The sequence below is a fragment of the [Pantoea] beijingensis genome (assembly GCF_022647505.1).
GTDB classification, from domain to species: Bacteria; Pseudomonadota; Gammaproteobacteria; order Enterobacterales; family Enterobacteriaceae; genus Erwinia; species Erwinia beijingensis.
On record NZ_CP071409.1, the window covers coordinates 2458413 to 2478740 of the forward strand.

Sequence of the window (20328 nt, forward strand, 5' to 3'; positions counted from 1 at the left end):
ATATGTACGAAACGCTTTTTTTTTGCTGGCCATCGTCACATCACACTTGTAAGTTTCCCGGTACGTTGTAGACTTTATGTCGCTAGGGTGCTCAATAACCTCCGTTTTTCGGTAGAGTAACAATCGAGCTTATTACCCGGCGAAGGATAAACCAAGGGCTTAATTTAAAGCTCATTGCCTATTTGGATGATAACGAGGCGCAAAAAATGAAAAAGACAGCTATCGCAATTGCAGTGGCACTGGCTGGCTTCGCTACCGTAGCGCAGGCCGCTCCGAAAGATGACACCTGGTATACCGGTGCTAAACTGGGCTGGTCTCAGTACCATGACACAGGTTACTACGGTAATGGTTATGAAAATAATGATGGCACAACACATGAAAGCCAGCTTGGCGCTGGTGCATTCATGGGTTATCAGGCTAATCCTTATTTAGGTTTCGAGCTGGGCTATGACTGGCTTGGCCGTATGCCGAACAAAGGCAGCAACATAAACGGTGCTTTCAAAGCGCAGGGCGTGCAGTTGGCAGCTAAATTAAGCTACCCAATCACAGACGACCTGGACCTGTACACCCGTCTGGGTGGTATGGTTTGGCGTGCTGATGCAACACAGAACAACAACGGCAATCGCATCAGCGATCATGACACCGGCGTTTCTCCGCTGGCCGCTGTTGGTGTTGAATATGCGCTGACCAAAAACTGGGCAACCCGTTTGGATTACCAGTGGGTTAACAACATCGGTGATGCAAACACCGTTGGTGCTCGTCCAGACAACGCCATGCTGAGCCTGGGTCTGTCTTACCGTTTCGGTCAAGACGATGTAGCTGCTCCAGCTCCGGCTCCAGCTCCAGCTCCGGCTCCAGTTGTTGAAACCAAGCGTTTCACTCTGAAGTCTGACGTTCTGTTTAACTTCAACAAAGCTTCTCTGAAGTCAGAAGGTCAGCAGGCTCTGGATCAGCTGTATACCCAACTGAGCTCACTGGATCCTAAAGATGGTTCCGTTGTTGTTCTGGGTTATACCGACCGTATCGGTTCTGAGCAATACAACCAGAAACTGTCTGAGCAGCGCGCTCAGTCTGTGGTTGATTACCTGGTCTCTAAAGGTATCCCAGCTGATAAGATCTCTGCACGTGGCGAGGGTAAATCTAACCCAGTTACTGGCAACACCTGTGACAGCGTTAAAGGCCGCAGCGCCCTTATCGACTGCCTGGCGCCAGACCGTCGCGTAGAAATCGAAGTTAAAGGCATCAAAGACGTTGTAACTCAGCCACAGGCTTAAGTTATATCGCGTTAATAAAAAAACCCCGTTTATACGGGGTTTTTTTATATCTGATGATAATCCAGAGTTACTGTTTATCTCACTCTTCCGGTTTACCTAAAATATCTTTCAGGTCCTGTTTCAGTAAAGACATCTGGCTGGCATATTTCTCTTTGCGTTCAGCGTCTTCGATCAACTGGACGATTGTTTCAGAAAGTGTGCTGTGGCGGCGATGCGCCAACCCCGCCAGACGCTGCCACACCAGATATTCCAGATCAATAGACTTCTTGCGTGTGTGCTGATGTTCAGCGTTAAAATGGCGTTTCCTGCGCGCACGTATCGTTTGCTTAAGACGATTCTCAAGCACAGGATTCATATGCTCAGCAATCCATTGCAGTACCTCAACGGGCCGGTTTTCTAAAGCCAATAACGCTTCTACCGCCTCCTGAGCTGCACTAAATTCGATATAACGCGTAATCAGCTCACCTTCCCGGTGTTTTTTGACCAGATATTTCCATTTCCATCCACTTTCAAGGTTTTCGAGTTGCTGATATTTCATCGGGATCTCATCGTGACCACGTAACAAGTTAAGAATAACAGTTTTTTTCCAGCATGCGGCACTGAAAATGTTTTGATCTTACAGGTTAAAACATCCGTGTACCGCTAAATGTATCTCTACGGTGCTTAACCGGCTGAAATCTTGTATAATCACGCTTTTCCTCAATTCAGATAAATACGATAACTTTGACCAGCAACCAACTCGAATGGCGCGCCCTACAGCCTGATACTGACAGCTTCCAGCACATTTTTTCACGTTCTTTTACTGGCGACAGTGATAGCCTTGCCGAGGTTCAACCTCGTCTGGTCAATGCGCTAAGTTTGCTGCAGCAATCTTCGATTAATTCGCCATTGATGCTGGTAAAATGTGCGGAAAATAGTGAATATCTGCCACTACTATCTGGAGCCCTACAGCACATTGCTGTTGCACAAGACGTGATTTTTGGTGGACGTTACCTTATTAATGGGCAACAAATAAGCTGGGAGCCAGCACTATCCGCCGATGATGATTTCGCTACCCGGGGTGAAATCCGGTTTGCAGACTGGATTGAGGCCGAACAGCTTTTTGGCTGCGTGCGGGTTTTCAACGACCGCATTCAATTACAACCGGGACTGCTCCATCGTGTTAACGGCGGTACGCTGGTGCTGTCACTGCGCACGCTGCTCGCTCAGCCGCTGTTGTGGCTTCGTCTGAAACAGATTTTGACCCGACAATCGTTCGACTGGCTTTCCCCTGACGAGACCAAGCCTCTGCCTGTTGCGATCCCATCAATGCCGATGCATTTTAAGCTGGTGCTGTCTGGTGAACGTGACGCGTTAGCGGATTTTCAGGCCATGGAGCCTGAACTGTCCGCGCTATGCATTTACAGTGAATTTGAAGAAAACTTACAGCTTGTCGAAGCTGAAGATATCTCGCTGTGGTGCCAGTGGATCGCAGATATTGCCGCGGAATTATCCTTTCCAGTTATCGAAGCAGATTTCTGGCCGGTACTCATGCGGGAAGCCGTACGTTATACGGGCGATCAGGAAACACTCCCGCTGTGCCCTGCCTGGATAGGTCGACAACTCCGCGAAACGGCATTATATGATGAGGCAGGTAAACTCAACGGCGATAGCCTGAGCGCCGCGCTGGAAGCCAGAGAGTGGCGGGAAAACTACCTTTCAGAGCGAGTGCGTGATGAGATCCTGCTTGAGCAAATACTGATTGAGACGGAAGGTGAGGCTATTGGCCAAATTAATGGTCTGTCAGTAATTGAATTTCCAGGACACCCTCGTGCTTTTGGCGAACCTTCGCGTATTAGTTGTGTCGTACATCCCGGTGATGGCGAGTTTACCGACGTTGAACGTAAAGCAGAGTTGGGCGGTAATATCCATGCAAAAGGCATGATGATAATGCAGGCTTATTTAATCTCTGAGCTGCAGCTGGAGCAGCCACTCCCCTTTTCGGCTTCCGTAGTTTTCGAACAATCGTACTCTGAAGTTGATGGAGATAGCGCGTCACTGGCTGAACTCTGCGCATTGATTAGTGCGCTCGCCAATCAACCCATCAACCAGCAAATTGCGGTCACAGGTTCGGTGGACCAGTTCGGTAATGTTCAACCTGTTGGCGGGTTAAACGAAAAAATCGAAGGCTTCTTCGAAATTTGTCGCCAGCGCGGATTAAGTGGTAAGCAAGGTGTGATTATTCCGGCGATAAACGTTCGCCATCTTAGCTTACAGCCGTCCGTTGTTGATGCGGTACGTAAGGGAGATTTTCACTTGTGGGCAGTAAGTCGTGCTGATGAAGCACTACCGCTGCTCACGGGTGTTGAGTGGGATAAAGAGCAAGGCGCTTGTCTGCTGCGTTCGATTCAGGAGCGTATTGCTCAAATTCACCAGCAGGACGCGCGCCAGCGTCCCTGGCCGCTGCGTTGGCTAAACTGGTTTAACCACAGCTGATCGGACTTGTTCAGCTTACACCTGTTAGCTAACCTTCGTGATTCACTAAAATAAGGCTTATTTATACATGGTAGATAAACGCGAATCCTATACCAAAGAAGACCTGATCGCTTCCGGTCGTGGTGAACTGTTTGGTGCTGAAGGTCCTCCGTTACCAGCAGGTAATATGTTGATGATGGACCGCGTCATTAAAATGACTGAAGATGGTGGCAACTACGGAAAAGGTTTTGTAGAAGCCGAGTTAGATATCAATCCCGATCTTTGGTTCTTTGGGTGCCACTTCATCGGTGACCCGGTAATGCCAGGTTGCCTGGGTTTAGATGCCATGTGGCAGTTAGTTGGATTTTATCTTGGCTGGTTGGGTGCAGAAGGCAAAGGCCGTGCGCTCGGCGTAGGCGAAGTAAAATTTACCGGACAGGTTTTACCTTCCGCGAAAAAAGTGACTTACCGCATTCATTTTAAACGTGTAATCAATCGGAAGTTGGTTATGGGCGTTGCTGATGGCGAAGTGCTGGTTGACGGTCACGTAATTTACAATGCCACCGACCTGAAAGTTGGCTTGTTCAAAGATACAACGGCATTCTGATTGCTTAAAATGAAAACCTCCGCGTATAGCGGAGGTTAACTTCCCTTGTTGATAGACAGTCAGTTACGCGGTAACCGCCCTGTCCTCCATGGCTTGTCGCCAACCTCCCAACCAGTGAGATCTCGCATCAATCATCTGGTAAGGACACATCTCTTTTGAGCGTCCGGTGATTCCCGCTTGATAACCTCGTGAATGAGCCCGTTCCAGCCGATCACGTTTCTGTCTCTTCATCATGCCTCGTTTCCCTCATTTTGGTCTGGTGGAATCTGGTTTCAAAGAAAACAGTGGTCACACTTCATGCAGCCACAATTAAGTTCTACCTGCTAAAACTTAAAAGATCAATGCGCAAAATTCACGCCAATGTCATAAATGTGAAGCACCCTTCACGGCTATCCTGATATATCCATGTAGTGGAAATCAATTTATGTCCCTGAAATACAAAAAAAAGCCAGAACATGTTTTTTATGCTCTGGCTTGCGTAATCAACGACTTAACGCTTCGTGCATTTTTTTCTAATTGATGCCACTTAGCGCATTAGCAATCTGCTGCGCCTGCTGTCGCCATCCTTCCGCCAGCGTCCGGACAAGAGCATCATAGCCATCATCGTCCTGTGCCAGCGAAATCATGAAAGGACGTTTAATCAGCTCCCCCTCATGTTCCAGCACCCACTCACCGCTGATAATAGCTTTACCGTCGTAACGCCCATGAAAACCGGTCACATTGACGTTCAGCGTATCATGCTGCTGGCCCAGAGGTGATGATGAAATAACCCAGCTCGGCAGTGATGCGCTCAAATTACTTACCAGCGTCTGCTGAAGCTGTTGGTCAAGGGGACTCGCCCATAAATTGTTCGCCGCAATCACGTACTGTACATCATTGGTTTGGTACACAACGCCATTACCCGCCAGATAATCCGGCACCGCGACATGTTCAATCCACAAGACATGTCTGCCAGAGCCAGCCTCCTTAAGCAGGCTGGTGTTAGCCGGCACGCTATGCGCTAACGCAGGAAGTTGATAGTACGTAGTTTCGGGTGTACGGCTACAGGCGCTGAGTAAAAGCACCATGGCTACGGGTATCCATTTCATCATTATTTAGCCCTCTTTGGCTGCGGATCCTGACCGGGCTTCGCCTCAAAGACCAGTGCATTGCTTTTACTGTTCAACGTTTTCAGTACCGGCTGGAGCTCACGCAGAACCTGATCGAGACGCTGCATATCTCCTACCATCTTCGAATAGGCTGGTGAGCCCGGTTGGAAGCCTTTCATGCTGCGATTCAACTCACGCAGTGTTTTCTGCATGTCTTGTGGGAGATCTTTCATCGACTGACTGGATGTCAGTTGGTTAAGATTATTCAGCGTTTTTTGTAACTCACGCATCGTACGTTGACTTTCAGCAAGCGTATTTGTGGCCTGGTCGATCATCGGATTCAGCGGCAAAGCATTCACTTTGTCCAGCGCTGCAACTAATTTTTGCTGAATCTGACTCAACCCCCCGCTGGTAGTTGGAATAATTTCATAGCCACCAATTGCATTGGGTCCGGTATAAGGCTGTACGTTTTCATAAAAATCGAGGTCCACATACAGGGAACCCGTTAGTAAGTTACCGGATTTCAACGCAGCACGTAAACCGCGTTTTTTGCCATCCTGAAGATGCTGTTCAAGATTGAAATTTCCTCCCAGTCGATTAATAAAGCGCTCAGGTTCAATGCGAATCAGCACCGGGATGCGATAGTCAGTATTAAGTTGCTGGTTGGTTCCTGGTACCAGGAATGGAACCTGAGCCACTGTGCCAAGGCGGATCCCGCGGAATTCAACAGGTGCGCCCGGCTGCAGTCCACGAATCGAATCATTAAAGAACATGACAAAATCCTGGTGCTCAGTAAACAGTGAGTCCTGGATGCTGCGCTGATCGTCAAACAATTGATATTCAGCATTATTCTGGGCTGGATGCCCCAATTCGCGACCATCGGGCACATCAAAACTGACACCACCACTGAACAGTGTGGTGAGCGATCCCATCTCTACACGCATACCAGAAGCCGACATGTCGACAGCGATACCACTGTCTTTCCAGAAACGGACGTTAGTCGTAATCAGACGATCATAGGGTGCGCTAATAAATAGCTGATAACGCATCGCTCGCTTATCAGCATCAAAATTGCTGGTTTCAACGCTCCCCACGCGATAACCACGGAACAGGACTGGATCTCCCGCATTGAGCTGTCCCGCTTTTTTGCTGTCGAGTGTGATGCGCACACCTTTTGCATCCGGCGGCGCCAGTGGCGGCGCGTCCAGCAGCTGGTAATGCTCCTGGTTAGCACCTTTAGTTCCGGGTTGTAATTCTATATAAGCACCCGATAGTAAGGTGTTTAATCCTGTGACACCTTCACGCCCTATCTGCGGCTTTACCACCCAAAAGGCACTGTCACCATGCAGTAGCTTTTCCATCCCGGAATTAAGCCGAGCTTTGATTTCAACATGGTGCAGGTCATCACTCAACACCGCACTTTCAACAATACCGACATCCACGCTGCGGCTTTTGATGGTGGTTTTCCCCCCCTCAATCCCTTCAGCATTGGTGGTTATCAGGGTCACTTCTGGCCCCTGATGGCTAAAATGGTAAAACAGGATCCATGCACCGATCAGTACGGTAACAATAGGAATGATCCAGACGGGCGACCAGCGTTTTATCTGTTCGACTCTGGCGATGCCGTGATTATTTTCCGTCAACGCTCGGCTCCTTCAGGCTCTTTTCTCGTACTCGATCCCAGGTTAAACGTGGGTCAAAGGCCATAGCTGCAAACATGGTCAAAATAACCACCATCGCAAACAATAGCGCACCCACCGCAGGATAAATACTCATTAACCGCCCCATGCGCACCAGCGCAGAGAGTACGGCGATCACAAACACGTCAATCATTGACCAACGTCCAACAAATTCGACTACTTCATAGATCAAATGCATTTTTTCACTATCGCGCCGTCCATGCCCTTGAGCATCCCAACACAGCCAACCAATCGCCAACATTTTTAATGATGGCACCATAATACTGGCGATAAAGATCACCAGAGCGACCGGAAATGACCCTTCACTCCACAGTAAAATAACCCCAGCCATAATTGTGGATGTGATTTTGCTCCCGAGAACCTCAGTCACCATAATTGGCATGATATTCGCCGGGATATAAAGAAATAGCGAGGTAATGAGCAGCGCCAGAGTCCATTGTAAACTGTGTTTACGACGCGCATGGCCACGGCTACCACAGCGGGGACAGACGAGCAGGTCCTCCGGTAAAATCGCGGTACAGCAGCGGCAAGATCGTAGCCCTTGCTGCAAGCCACTGATGCCTGCCTTAGGTGGATGCGGCAATTTCGGTACAGGAGCAACACTTTGCCATAACCAGCGTCGATCGACACACTGGAAGGCAAGCAATTGCAGTACGCAAAACAAACACCAGGGAATAAAGCTACTGCCGATACCAATATCGCCATAGGCCATTAACTTAACAAAACTGACCAGTACACCCGCCAGGAAAATCTCTGCCATCCCCCAGCTTTTTAACTGAAAAAGTACGCGCGCTATGCCACGGCGGAGGGTTGACGGTAACCGCACCTGGTTAACCAACAGCAAAATAGCGATCATGCAGAATGCCGGAACACCCTGTACAAACAGTAAAAATAACGTCGCAAGGCTAGAATAATTCTCCGATACCATCACTGCCGGGATACGCATCAGTGAAATTTCGCTGCTTAATCCAGAAACGTGCATATTAACGAACGGGAATAAGTTGGCCAGCAGTAACATAAATAGCGCCGCTAGCGCATAGCCAGTAGGCCGTTTTTTTGGCTCAACCCAATTAGTAACTAATGTTGTATGACAACGTGGGCAACTTGCCTTGCTGCCGGAAGCAATTTCCGGCAGCTGTGTCATCAGGTCACATTGGGGACAGAGCATCCATTGATGCACGTGGTCCGACGAACACATACGCGTACTCCCTTAACGATCAGGTGCCATTTTTCAGGGATTCAAGATATTCCCAACGCTCAAAAGCAGTTTCCAGCTCCTGCTCAGCCTGACTCAAAGCGTCCAAAACTGGCTGCGTTTTATCGAGAGGCTGACTGAAAAAGTTGGCATCGCCCATCTGCGCTTGCAAATTACCGATGGTCATTTCAAGCGCCTCAAGCTTCTGCGGGAGTTGCTCGAGCTCACGCTGCAGGTTATAGCTTAGTTTGGCTGGAGGACGTTTAACCGCCTCTGCTTTTGCATTCTCTGGCTTAGGTGCCGCCACGGGTTTTGTAGCCGCTCGCGACTGTTTAAACGCCTTCCGCTGGAGCTGAGCATCATGGTAGCCACCAACAAAACTACCAATCTCGCCGTTACCTTCAAAAATCCAGCATTCAGTGACAGTGTTATCAACGAATTGACGGTCATGGCTGACCAGCAGTACGCTGCCCTGGTAACCATCAATTAATTCTTCGAGTAACTCCAGCGTTTCAACATCAAGGTCGTTTGTGGGCTCATCGAGAATTAACAAGTTACTGGGTTTAAGAAATAATCGCGCCAGTAACAGTCGGTTGCGTTCCCCCCCGGAAAGCGCGCGTACCGGCGTCATCGCCCTCTTCGGATGGAACAGAAAGTCTTGCAGGTAGCCCAACACGTGACGAGGCTTACCGTTAACCATCACTTCCTGTTTCCCCTCGGCCAGATTATCCATCACCGTTCGGTCGGGATCGAGTTCAGCGCGATGTTGATCAAAATAGGCCACTTCCAACTTAGTACCAATGTGAATCCGACCGCTATCGGCTTTCAGTTGTCCGAGCATCAATTTTAGCAAGGTGGTTTTACCACAGCCGTTTGGACCGACCAGCGCAATTTTATCGCCCCGCTGGAGCTGCACGGAGAAATTATCTACCAGCTGCTTGCCATTAATGGCGTAATCAACATTTTCCAGCTCGAATACAATTTTGCCGGAGCGTGAGGCTTCTTCAACCTGCATATTGGCTTTGCCCATCACTTCACGCCGCTCGGAGCGTTCCCGCCGCAAAGCTTTCAGTGCACGCACACGTCCTTCATTACGCGTACGACGCGCTTTAATTCCCTGACGTATCCAGACCTCTTCCTGGGCAAGCTTGCGGTCAAATTCTGCGTTTTGCATCTCTTCGACACGCAGTGCTTCCTCTTTACCCAGTAAATATTGGTCGTAATTACCCGGCCAGGAAACCAGTTTCCCGCGATCGAGATCAACAATTCGCGTTGCCATATTGCGAATAAATGAACGATCGTGGGAGATAAATACGATGCTGCCCTGGAAGGTTTTCAAGAACGTTTCCAGCCAGTCTATAGTTTCAATATCAAGGTGGTTCGTTGGTTCATCCAGCATCAATACGCGTGGGTTACTTACCAGCGCCCGGCCAAGGGCCGCCTTACGCAACCAGCCACCGGAGAGCGATGACAACTCAACATCAGCTTGTAAGCCAATCTGCTCAAGCACATCGTTGATACGGCTCTCCAACTGCCATAGGTTTTGATGATCGAGGATGCTTTGCAGCCGTGCCATCTCATTAAGATTTTTATCACTCGGGTCATCCATCACCTTGTGGGAAATCGCATGATAGGCTTTGAGATGCTCGGCTTGTTCAGCCACCCCTTCCGCGACAAAATCGTAAACAGATCCTTGTACATGGCGTGGCGGATCCTGCTGCAGACGCGCAACGATCAAATCTTGTTCATAAATAATACGACCATCATCAAGCGGCTGTTCGCCATTAATGATTTTCATTAAGGTCGATTTACCGGCCCCGTTACGGCCAACCAGACAAACGCGCTCATTTTCTTCAATGTGCAGTTCAGTGTTATCCAACAGCGGCGCATCGCTGAACGAAAGGTAAGCGCCATGAATACTGATCAATGACATAAAACTTATTCCTTACCGGCGTGAGTGATCAGCCAGCAGTTATGAATTTGACGATTACGGGCAAAATCCTGTGACTGGGTTTTGCCGGTGATTTCCTGTGCATTAAGATCGAGCAAAGCGAGTCCTTGATGATCCATCTTAAATCCGCGCTTATTATTGGAAAACATGATGGTGCCGCCTCTGCGCAACAAGCGTTTCAGATCGCGCATTAGCGCCAGATGATCGCGCTGGACATCAAAGCTCTCTTCCATCCTTTTCGAATTGGAAAAAGTAGGTGGATCGATAAAGATCAGATCGAACTGTTCATCGCTTTCGTTCAACCAGCCGAGGCAATCAGCCTGGATCAGGCGATGTTGCCGCCCGGTTAATCCGTTGAGTCGGAGATTACGTTCCGCCCATTCCAGGTAAGTACGCGACATATCAACGGTCGTGGTTGAGCGTGCCCCACCAAGCCCGGCATGAACGCTGGCACTGCCGGTGTAGGCAAACAAATTGAGGAAGTCTTTCCCCTTGCTCATCTGCCCCAGCATTTTACGTGCGATGCGGTGGTCAAGGAACAACCCCGTATCGAGATAGTCGGTCAGATTCACCCACAATTTGGCGTTATACTCAGCAACTTCGAAGAAATCACCTTTCTCGCCCAGTTTTTGATACTGATTTTTCCCTTTTTGCTTTTCGCGTGTTTTCAGTACTAATCTGTTGGCTGGCAGGTCCAGTACGCTTAAGGTTGCAGCAATAACGTCAAACAATCGCTGGCGTGCTTTACCGGCATCAATAGTTTTTGGTGCGGCATATTCTTGCACCACGACCCAATCAGCATAGCGATCGACTGCTACATTATAATCAGGCAGGTCAGCGTCATAGATGCGGTAGCTTTCAACCCCCTCCTGACGGGCCCACTTTTCAATTTTTTTCAGATTCTTGCGCAGCCTGTTCGCATAATCCTCAGCGATTTGTCCCGCCGCAGAGGCACTGTTTACCGCCAACTGATAGTTCTTCTGCACGCAGTCCAACGGGCCATTCTTTGCTTTAAATTGTCGATCGGCACGTAGTGACAGGCAGCTCAGCAGTTCCGGAGAAGCACTAAAGAGTGATAGATTCCAGCCACCAAAATGGCTTTTCATAATACGTCCAAACTGGCTATGCAACGCGATCAACGCTGGTTCGCTTTCGAGACGTTCACCATAAGGCGGGTTGCTAAGCACGGTTCCGGTCGGGCCATCCGGCAACGGATTACTCAGTTTGATGACATCCTTTACGGTAAAGGTGATTAAATCTGCCAGTCCGGCGTGCCGTGCATTAGCACGTGCCCGTTCAAGCACACGTGAATCATTATCATATCCGTAAAAGCGTGAGGTTGTTTCCGTCAAGCCTCGGCGTGCGCGCACCTGCGCCTCACTGCTGATTTCGCGCCAGAGTGCCTCATTATATTTATTCCAGCCGGTAAAGCCCCAACGTGTACGATGTAAGCCCGGAGCACGATCGCTGGCAATCATTGCCGCTTCAATCAATAGCGTCCCTGAACCACACATTGGGTCAAGCAGAGGGGTCCCTGAACTCCAGCCGGAACGCAGTACAATCGCAGCGGCCAGATTCTCTTTGAGCGGGGCTTGTCCCGCCATCTGGCGGTAGCCACGCTGGTGCAGTCCATCACCGCTAAGATCCAACGCAATATTGGCAGTGTCTTTATTTAACCAGACATTAATACGGATATCCGGTTGCTCGCGATCAACATTTGGACGCGGTAAATTTTTCCGGGTGAAGCAGTCAACAATGGCATCTTTTACCTTTAACGCACCAAACTGACTGTTACGGATTACTTCGTTGGTGCCGCTAAAATGCACCGCAAAGGTTTTATCGCTGTCAAACATGGACGTCCAGTCAATCACCTGAGCGCCAAGATAGAGATCGAGGTCGCTGTACACACCGCACTCACTGAGTGGCAGTAGAATACGTGAGGCAAGACGGCTCCACATCAGGCTTTGATAGAGTAAACGATCGTCTCCCTGAAAATGTACGCCGCCCTGGACGATCTGACAGTCGTGTGCTCCCAGCGCTTCCAGTTCATTTTTTAACAGCTCTTCAAGCCCACGCGCCGTACTGGCAAACAGAGAATTCATATCGTCACTTACTGTCTTGAGAAAATTGTTGCGCATTATAGCTAATCACAGGCGCATGTCATAAAGTTAGCTTCTTTTCCGCCGGTGTTTTCTCGGCTTTTTCCTTTTTCAGTCCAGAGATCGCCGTCAGGCATGGAGCGCAGCATGATCACCTTGTCACGCTTGTTCATTCATCCAGTCAAGTCGATGCGTGGCCTTCAGCTCTCGCATGCACAGACACTGGAAAGTGGGCTGGCTTTCGATCGCATATTTATGATTACCGAGCCTGATGGCACCTTTGTCACCGCGCGTCAGTTTCCGGAAATGGTATTGTTCACGCCGGCAATCATTTACGACGGCCTCTACCTCCGCGCACCTGATGGCAGTAGCGCCACCGTATGCTTTCGTGATTTTGTGAACGACGCTTCCCCCACTGAAGTTTGGGGAAATCACTTTACCGCGTTAATCGCTCCTGAAAATATTAATCAATGGCTGAGCAGCTTCTTCCCGCGTCCTGTTCAGCTACGCTGGGTCGGTCCGGAAATGACTCGCCGGGTGGAGCGATATCCACAGGTGCCGCTGGGATTTGCCGATGGTTTTCCTTTTCTCCTGGTTAACGAAGCCTCGTTATACGACCTGCAACAGCGCTGTTCTGCCAGCGTAAAGCTGGAGCAATTCCGGCCCAATCTGGTGGTCACCGGTTCCGCGGCCTGGGCTGAGGATAGTTGGTCGGTCGTGCGTATTGGGGAGATCACTTTCGATATTATTAAGCCCTGTAGCCGCTGTATATTGACAACAATCAGCCCGGAGCGAGGACGTAAGCATCCCACCGGCGAACCTTTTACTACGTTGCAACAGTTCCGTACAGCCAGTGATGACAGTGGCGATATCGATTTTGGTCTTAATTTAATTGCGCGATCCAGTGGCATCATTCGCGTTGGTGATGAAATGCATGTTCTTAAAACTAAACCATCTCGCCCTTACGGCGCGGGTAAAGAGATAACAGCACTGGAAGTGGTACAGCAACATGACGGCGCAGTGAGCATCACATATTTAGGTGATACGTTTGTGGGAAATAATCAGCAGGTGCTGCTGGAACAATTAGAGATGCGGGGACATCGCATTCCTTACTCCTGCCGCGCTGGCATCTGCGGTAGTTGTAAGATCAAATTAATATCAGGAGAAATCAGTGCATTGAAGCAGAGCGCAGTATGCGGTGATGGCGGTATCCTCACCTGTAGCTGCATTCCTGCTGGTGATCTTCTATTGGGTTAAAGCAGGGGAAAAGTCCGGAGTTTTTATACCAGCCATTATACTGCCCGATCAAAAGCCACTGCTTCAGCTTTTGTCAAAGGCAACAGGCGATCATGCATTATTTTAATTGCATCACCCAGCACCATATTCCGCCCCGACACGGTCAATTGAGCCTGTGCTAACAGGCAAAGTGCAGCAGCGTCTCCGTTCTCTACCACCAGCAGACGTGCATGCTCTCCATTTTCGCACAGCTTCACGCCCACCATATCACCTTCATCCGGGCGCCATTCTTCATGACGATAACTTTCGAAATGCCAGCTTTTAGGCATCAAAGGTTTTAAAAAACGTGTCGCGACCAACGCATTCAGCACCAGCTCTGCACGCTGGTCAACACTGAGATCGGCCTGCCTACACTTCTCATCAAAGGAGAAGAACAAAGCCGCATCATCAACACAAAAGCCTGAAGAATCAAAAGCATCTGGCGTTAACATTTTTCGAGGAAAACGAGAACGAAACAGCATGCCGTCTGCCAAATCGAGCATCATACGATCGTGCTCAGCGTCAAAAAACCAACGCCAATTGTCATCTGGTTTAATTCTCATCGTGCATCCTGTTAAAAATAAGGGTGATTCATTATCTGAAATTTACCCGGGCACAAGATGTAAAAGGATGTAAATATATCCAACATGTGCGTCAGACTTGCTGGCTGCACACCCTCATCTTGTTTCAGTTATCATGCTGCGAAAATTTATTCATTTGACCGTCATGCACCTCAGATTATTTATGTAATAAACGCAGCGGCAGACAAATTCAGAACAAATAATGACTAATCGGGATAAAATATAAACGAGCTGGCGCCAGAAATAAAGCTTATGGCTTATTTAAGTGAGAAAGGTCGCAGAATAACGTACATCCGATCATTATTGATGTCGTCAAAGGGGCCGGGGCAACACAGTGCCACGCTGACGGCCCAACATCCAGTTAGCCTACGGACGTGAAAAAGACCGTGTACTGAATCACGAGCGCAGCCACTTCTTGTCATCTTATTACGATTTTTTTTACAGATTTACCAGGCTGCTGAGGGTGACAAACCCGCAGCCTGGTGAATAAGGACGCTTTTTGATCGTTAAAGTCCGGTCACAATATCTTTAATAAGTGATGGGCCTTTATAGATAAAGCCAGAATATATTTGCACCAGCGTTGCACCTGCCGCCATTTTCTCGCGCGCTGCAACCAGTGAATCAATGCCTCCCACACCGATAACAGGAAGACGTCCCTGCAGTTCATTGGCCAAACGTCGGATAACCTCGGTACTCCGCTGCTGTACCGGCCGACCACTTAAGCCACCGCCCTCCTCACAATACGGCAGCCCGCTGACTAATGAACGATCAAGTGTCGTATTAGTCGCAATAACGCCGTCAATATTATGGCGAACCAGACTATCTGCAATTTGAACCAATTCTTCTTCAGAAAGATCCGGCGCGATCTTCACGGCCACTGGAACATATTTCTGATGGATCCTTGCAAGATCCTTTTGCTTTATTTTGATCGCAGCAAGAAGGTCATCCAGCGCTTCACCATATTGTAAGGTCCGCAGCCCTGGCGTATTCGGAGAAGAGATATTAATGGCAATATAACCCGCCCACGGATAGACCTTTTCCATACAAATTAAATAATCTTCTTTCCCTTTCTCGACAGGCGTGTCTTTATTTTTACCAATATTAATGCCGAGAATCCCATTGAAATGCGCTCGTTTAACGTTCTCCACCAAAGAATCAACGCCATGATTATTGAACCCCATGCGATTGATGATCCCTTCAGCTTTGACAATACGAAACATTCTGGGTTTATCATTTCCCGATTGGGGACGCGGCGTAACCGTGCCGATTTCGATAAAACCGAATCCCATCGCACCAAATGCATCAATACATTCACCATTTTTATCCAGACCAGCGGCAAGACCTAACGCATTCTTGAAGGTCAGCCCCATACATTTTACTGGATGAGATGGAAGTTTTTGACGAATGAGCGTTTCCAGCGGCGTACCCGAAATCCGACGCAACTGCTGTAGGGTTAGTTCATGCGCCCGCTCTGGATCGAGCTGAAACAATGCTTTACGAACGAAGGGATAGTACATGCACGCTCCTGAATTCCCGAGGACAAATCGGGGCCGTATTATCCGGTATAAAAGCCAGAAAGGGTAGGATCTTCTCTATCCTAAATAATTCTCTCTGCTTCACTTCTCGCTGTCCGCCGTTGTCCTGGTCGAAACGCCTCCGGTTTCACTTTCCGGTCACGCAAGTTAACGCACTCGCCAGCCGCAATAGTAAAACGTTGAAAAGGGCGCAAGCGCCCTTTAGTAATGAGATATGCAGGAGGGATACTTTCCGCCCGTCAGCTATGCACTCAGTGCTTTGCTGATTTTTTCATACAAATCACCCGATAACTTATCCAATCCTTTTAGCTGTTCCAGCGCCTTACGCATTAACGCCTGACGCGTTGCATCATAGCGTTTCAGGCGAATCAGTGGCTCGATCATCCGCGAAGCAACTTGTGGGTTACGCGTATTCAGATCGGTCAGAATTTCCACCAGGAACTGATAGCCACTGCCATCAATAGCATGGAAAGCCGAAGGATTTGCCTGAGCAAATGCACCAATCAACGAGCGAGTACGGTTGGGATTGCTCAGGCTGAACGAGCGATGGTTAAGCAGTTCACGCACGCGTGACAACACATCTGCTGCCGGGCTGGTCGCCTGCAATATAAACCATTTGTCCATCACCAGACCATCCTGGTGCCAGCGTTCATCAAAGGTCGTCATCAGAGCTTCACGACACGGCAACTGCGCCGCAACTGCCGCTGACATCGCAGCCAACGCATCGGTCATGTTGTTAGCATGTTCATATTGCATTTTCACCATGTTATCAGCCCGCTCCACATCGCCAAAAGCCAGATAACTCAGACACACGTTTTTCAACGCGCGCTTGCCAATATCCGCATGCTCGACGCGATATTCCTCGCTGTGATTTGCATGGTAAAGCGCGAGGAACTCATCCGCCAGTTCCGTCGCCAGCGTTCTCTGCAATGCATCACGTACAGCAGCATTGGCTTCTGGATCGATAATATCGAACAGTTCTGCAATCTCGTTTTCACTCGGCAATGAGAGGATCAGCGCCATGAGTGCAGGATCGCCCTTCTCATCCAGCAGCACCGCACGGAATGCGTCCGCAACATGCAGAGGGAGCGACAGGTGCTGTCCTTGCTGATAACGTGCAACATTCAGTTTGATATAAGTGGCAAGCAGACTTTGCGCCGCATCCCAGCGAGAGAAATCATTGCTGGCGTGACGCATCAGAAATGTCAGTTGCGCATCACTCCATTTATAATCCAGTTTGACTGGCGCAGAGAATTCACGCAGTAACGATGGTACGGGCTGGAATCTAACATTATCAAAGACAAAGGTCTGAAACTCTTCGGTAACATTCAGAACATGGTGTACAGGATGCCCATTGTGCTGCAATGGAATAACGTTACCTTCACCATCATACAGTTCAATATCCAGTGGGATATTCAGCGGCAGCTTCTCTTTTTGATCGGCCGTCGGCGGCGTTATTTGTGTGACATGTAACGTATATTGCTCGAGTTCGGGATTGTAATCATCGCGCACGGAAAGTACCGGCGTACCGGACTGGCTATACCAGCGGCGAAACTGTGACAGGTCCACATTTGAGGCATCTTCCATCGCCTGAACGAAATCGTCGCAGGTCGCTGCGCTGCCATCATGACGTTCGAAATAGAGCTGGATGCCTTTCTGGAAGTTTTCTTCACCCAACAATGTGTGCAGCATCCGAATAACTTCCGACCCTTTCTCGTAGACCGTCAGGGTATAGAAGTTATTCATCTCTATGACCTGTTCGGGACGAATCGGATGCGCCATCGGGCTGGCATCTTCCGCAAATTGCGCGCCGCGCATCACGCGGACATTATCAATACGGTTAACCGCACGCGAACCGAGGTCGGAACTAAACTCCTGGTCGCGGAATACCGTCAGCCCCTCTTTCAGGCTTAACTGGAACCAGTCGCGGCAGGTCACGCGGTTACCGGTCCAGTTGTGAAAATATTCATGGCCGATCACCGCTTCGATACCGAGATAATCTTTGTCGGTCGCGGTTTCTGCTTTCGCCAGCACATATTTCGAATTGAAAACATTCAGCCCTTTGTTTTCCATCGCCCCCATATTAAAGAAGTCGACGGCAACGATCATAAAGATATCGAGATCGTATTCGAGGCCAAAACGCTCTTCATCCCATTTCATACTGTTTTTCAGCGAGGTCATCGCCCAATCAGCACGGTCCAGGTTGCCACGGTCAACGTAGATCTCCAGCGCAACGTCACGGCCTGAGCGGGTTTTAAAGCCGTCACGCAGTACATCAAAATCGCCCGCGACCAGCGCGAACAGGTAACACGGTTTGGGGAACGGATCTTCCCATTTCATCCAGTGGCGACCATCGTCCATAATACCACTGTCAATGCGATTGCCGTTTGATAACAGGAATGGATACCGCGCCTGGTCAGCAATAATAGTCGTGGTAAAACGTGCCAGCACGTCCGGACGATCCAGATACCACGTAATATGGCGGAAACCTTCAGCTTCGCACTGGGTACAGAGTGCTTCACCGGACAGATATAACCCTTCAAGCGCAGTGTTTTTGTCCGGATGAATATCATTAACAATCTTCAGTGTGAAATTTTCTGGCAGTTGTTCCAGAAACATCCCATCAGCTTCGATTCGGTAGTGACGCCAGGGGCGATCGTCGACCTCCAGTGAAACCAACGATAAATCTTTCCCGTCCAGATACAGTACGGCACTGCTGTCGCCCAGGCGCTTAATACGACTAATGGCCGTGACGCGCGTACTGCTGGCATCAAGATTAAAGGTCAGATCAATATCCGTAATTGTATAATCAGGTGCACGGTAGTCATGGCGAAACTTAGCTTGTGGCAATTGCGTCATAGCGTCCTTCTCACGTCTTGAATAAAATTAATCAGCTATACCTAATAATTCGAGTTGCAGGGCGGCGGCAAAGAAACGAATCCCGATCAACAGACTTGTGTAAGTGATTCGGGTGAGCGACAGTAGCCCACAAACCTGCAACTTGAAGTATGACAGGGGTAAAGTTTATTCCTGTTATAGGCATGTTGCCATGAAGATTGCTTTTCAATGCCCTTAATAAGTACATGTCGTTAACAAAGGCACATTTTAACCTCGACCTGACGGCCCAAATTGTGGTGTGATCAGGTTCAACAAATGAGTAATCAGGTTATACTCCTGCCTCTTTTTTGAGACATTTTTTACAGACACCTAAGGAAACGCTCTCCGCGAGAGGATGCTGAAACGCACCATGACACGACACGCTTCCCCAATTTTGACCACGCTGCTGGATACTGATGCTTATAAGCTCCACATGCAGCAGGCCGTGTTTCATCGCTATCACGACGTTTCCGTTGCGGCTGAATTCCGCTGCCGGGGCGACGATCTGCTGGGAATTTACGCCGACGAGATTGCAGATCAAATCGCTATGATGGCAACGCTGGCACTAAGTGATGATGAATATCGTTATCTGGCAGCTTTACCTTTCTTTGAAACGGATTATCTCAACTGGTTGAAAGAATTTCGCTATGACCCGTCTCAGGTTCGCGTGCGTAACCATCATGGCAAGCTTGATATTCGCATCAGTGGCCCCTGGCGTGAAGTGATTATGTGGGAGGTGCCACTGCTGGCATTAATCAGCGAAGTGGTGCATCGGCATCGTTCCCCGCAGGTGAAGACCGAAATGGCCGTTGAGCATCTACACCACAAATTAGCTGATTTCAAATCGCTGACTGCCGATCTCGATATGTCACGCTTCAAGCTAATGGATTTTGGTACGCGGCGTCGTTTTTCCCGTGATGTACAGTTCGCCATCGTCAGCGAGTTGCATGATGCATTCCCGTGGCTGGTCGGTTCCAGCAACTATGCGGTAGCGCGGGAACTCAATATTATGCCCGTCGGCACCCAGGCGCATGAGTGGTTCCAGGCACACCAGCAGATTAGTCCGGTATTAGCGAATAGTCAGCGTGCAGCGCTGCAGGCCTGGCTTGACGAATATAATGGCCAATTAGGTATTGCACTGACGGACTGCATTACTATGGATGCATTTTTACGGGATTTTGGTCCGGGGTTTGCTCATCGCTATCAAGGGTTACGTCATGACTCTGGCGATCCGGTTGAATGGGGGGAAAAGGCGCTCACGCATTATCAGCGGCTAGGTATCGATCCCCAGACTAAAACCCTGGTATTTTCCGATAATCTTAACCTTGAAAAAGCCGTAAGCCTTTATCGCCATTTTGGTCAGCGAGCCAACGTGATCTTCGGTATTGGTACGCGCCTTACGTGCGACATTCCTGAGGTTAAGCCCCTGAATATCGTGATTAAACTTGTAGAGTGCAACGGCAAACCTGTGGCTAAGTTGTCCGATAGTCCAGGTAAAACTATTTGTCAGGATAAAGCCTTTGTCCGCGCATTACGTAAAGCCTTTGATCTACCTTTGGTAAAAAAAGCCAGCTAATCTGTCAGATCGGAGGGGAGAACCATTCACCTCCGATCTGGCCTTCCGCGCTATTTCATTCAATCCTCTCAAGAAATCTCGCCTCCGACAGTGAATTCTTCTTGTGTCCTGCCCGA

Annotated in this window: 15 protein-coding genes; 5 read left to right on the forward strand and 10 right to left on the reverse strand. The window is 49.2% G+C overall.

Annotated features, from left to right (window positions below; all coding sequences use genetic code 11):
• Nucleotides 1–206: 206 nt before the first annotated feature.
• The gene (ompA, locus tag J1C60_RS11170; protein ID WP_128177611.1) at nucleotides 207–1274 is read left to right on the forward strand and encodes a porin OmpA; all 1068 of its coding nucleotides are present in this window, start codon (nucleotides 207–209) and stop codon (nucleotides 1272–1274) included.
• A 79-nt stretch (nucleotides 1275–1353) separates the two neighbouring features.
• On the opposite strand, the gene matP is transcribed toward ompA, so the two are convergent.
• Entirely contained in the window at nucleotides 1354–1812 is a 459-nt protein-coding gene (matP, locus tag J1C60_RS11175; RefSeq protein ID WP_128177613.1) for a macrodomain Ter protein MatP, read from the reverse strand.
• Between the two features lie 185 nt (nucleotides 1813–1997).
• Here matP and J1C60_RS11180 point away from each other — a divergent pair, with 185 nt between their 5' ends.
• The gene (locus J1C60_RS11180) at nucleotides 1998–3749 is read left to right on the forward strand and encodes an AAA family ATPase (RefSeq protein WP_128177615.1); all 1752 of its coding nucleotides are present in this window, start codon (nucleotides 1998–2000) and stop codon (nucleotides 3747–3749) included.
• Nucleotides 3750–3816: 67 nt separating this feature from the next.
• Complete coding sequence (fabA, locus tag J1C60_RS11185) at nucleotides 3817–4335, forward strand: bifunctional 3-hydroxydecanoyl-ACP dehydratase/trans-2-decenoyl-ACP isomerase (protein WP_128177617.1); 519 nt, start codon at nucleotides 3817–3819, stop codon at nucleotides 4333–4335.
• Between the two features lie 63 nt (nucleotides 4336–4398).
• Here the strand turns inward: fabA and rmf are convergent, their stop codons facing one another.
• The 6 genes from rmf to rlmKL all read right to left on the reverse strand — a co-directional run bounded on the left by rmf (nucleotide 4399) and on the right by rlmKL (nucleotide 12371).
• Entirely contained in the window at nucleotides 4399–4566 is a 168-nt protein-coding gene (gene rmf, locus J1C60_RS11190; RefSeq protein WP_128177989.1) for a ribosome modulation factor, read from the reverse strand.
• Nucleotides 4567–4847: 281 nt separating this feature from the next.
• Nucleotides 4848–5426, reverse strand: a complete 579-nt coding sequence (pqiC, locus tag J1C60_RS11195) for a membrane integrity-associated transporter subunit PqiC (protein WP_128177619.1) — start codon at nucleotides 5424–5426, stop codon at nucleotides 4848–4850.
• On the reverse strand, nucleotides 5426–7066 hold the full coding sequence (gene pqiB, locus J1C60_RS11200; RefSeq protein ID WP_128177621.1) for an intermembrane transport protein PqiB: 1641 nt from the start codon (nucleotides 7064–7066) through the stop codon (nucleotides 5426–5428). The genes pqiC and pqiB overlap by 1 nt, the downstream gene beginning before the upstream one ends.
• Nucleotides 7053–8321, reverse strand: coding sequence for a membrane integrity-associated transporter subunit PqiA (gene pqiA, locus J1C60_RS11205; protein ID WP_128177623.1), 1269 nt, complete (start codon nucleotides 8319–8321; stop codon nucleotides 7053–7055). Before pqiA ends, pqiB begins: the two co-directional genes overlap by 14 nt.
• Nucleotides 8322–8340: 19 nt before the next feature.
• Nucleotides 8341–10251, reverse strand: a complete 1911-nt coding sequence (locus J1C60_RS11210) for an ABC transporter ATP-binding protein (RefSeq protein WP_128177625.1) — start codon at nucleotides 10249–10251, stop codon at nucleotides 8341–8343.
• Nucleotides 10252–10256: 5 nt separating this feature from the next.
• Entirely contained in the window at nucleotides 10257–12371 is a 2115-nt protein-coding gene (gene rlmKL, locus J1C60_RS11215; RefSeq protein WP_128177627.1) for a bifunctional 23S rRNA (guanine(2069)-N(7))-methyltransferase RlmK/23S rRNA (guanine(2445)-N(2))-methyltransferase RlmL, read from the reverse strand.
• Between the two features lie 144 nt (nucleotides 12372–12515).
• Here rlmKL and J1C60_RS11220 point away from each other — a divergent pair, with 144 nt between their 5' ends.
• The gene (locus tag J1C60_RS11220) at nucleotides 12516–13625 is read left to right on the forward strand and encodes a YcbX family protein (protein WP_128177628.1); all 1110 of its coding nucleotides are present in this window, start codon (nucleotides 12516–12518) and stop codon (nucleotides 13623–13625) included.
• A gap of 35 nt (nucleotides 13626–13660) precedes the next feature.
• Here J1C60_RS11220 and J1C60_RS11225 read toward each other — a convergent pair whose 3' ends face one another.
• The 3 genes from J1C60_RS11225 to pepN all read right to left on the reverse strand — a co-directional run bounded on the left by J1C60_RS11225 (nucleotide 13661) and on the right by pepN (nucleotide 18618).
• The gene (locus J1C60_RS11225; RefSeq protein ID WP_128177630.1) at nucleotides 13661–14206 is read right to left on the reverse strand and encodes a cell division protein ZapC; all 546 of its coding nucleotides are present in this window, start codon (nucleotides 14204–14206) and stop codon (nucleotides 13661–13663) included.
• 524 nt (nucleotides 14207–14730) lie between these two features.
• Nucleotides 14731–15741, reverse strand: coding sequence for a quinone-dependent dihydroorotate dehydrogenase (gene pyrD / locus J1C60_RS11230; protein ID WP_128177632.1), 1011 nt, complete (start codon nucleotides 15739–15741; stop codon nucleotides 14731–14733).
• 261 nt (nucleotides 15742–16002) lie between these two features.
• Complete coding sequence (gene pepN, locus J1C60_RS11235; RefSeq protein WP_128177634.1) at nucleotides 16003–18618, reverse strand: aminopeptidase N; 2616 nt, start codon at nucleotides 18616–18618, stop codon at nucleotides 16003–16005.
• A gap of 373 nt (nucleotides 18619–18991) precedes the next feature.
• Here pepN and pncB point away from each other — a divergent pair, with 373 nt between their 5' ends.
• Entirely contained in the window at nucleotides 18992–20212 is a 1221-nt protein-coding gene (gene pncB / locus J1C60_RS11240; RefSeq protein WP_128177636.1) for a nicotinate phosphoribosyltransferase, read from the forward strand.
• Nucleotides 20213–20328 lie beyond the last annotated feature (116 nt).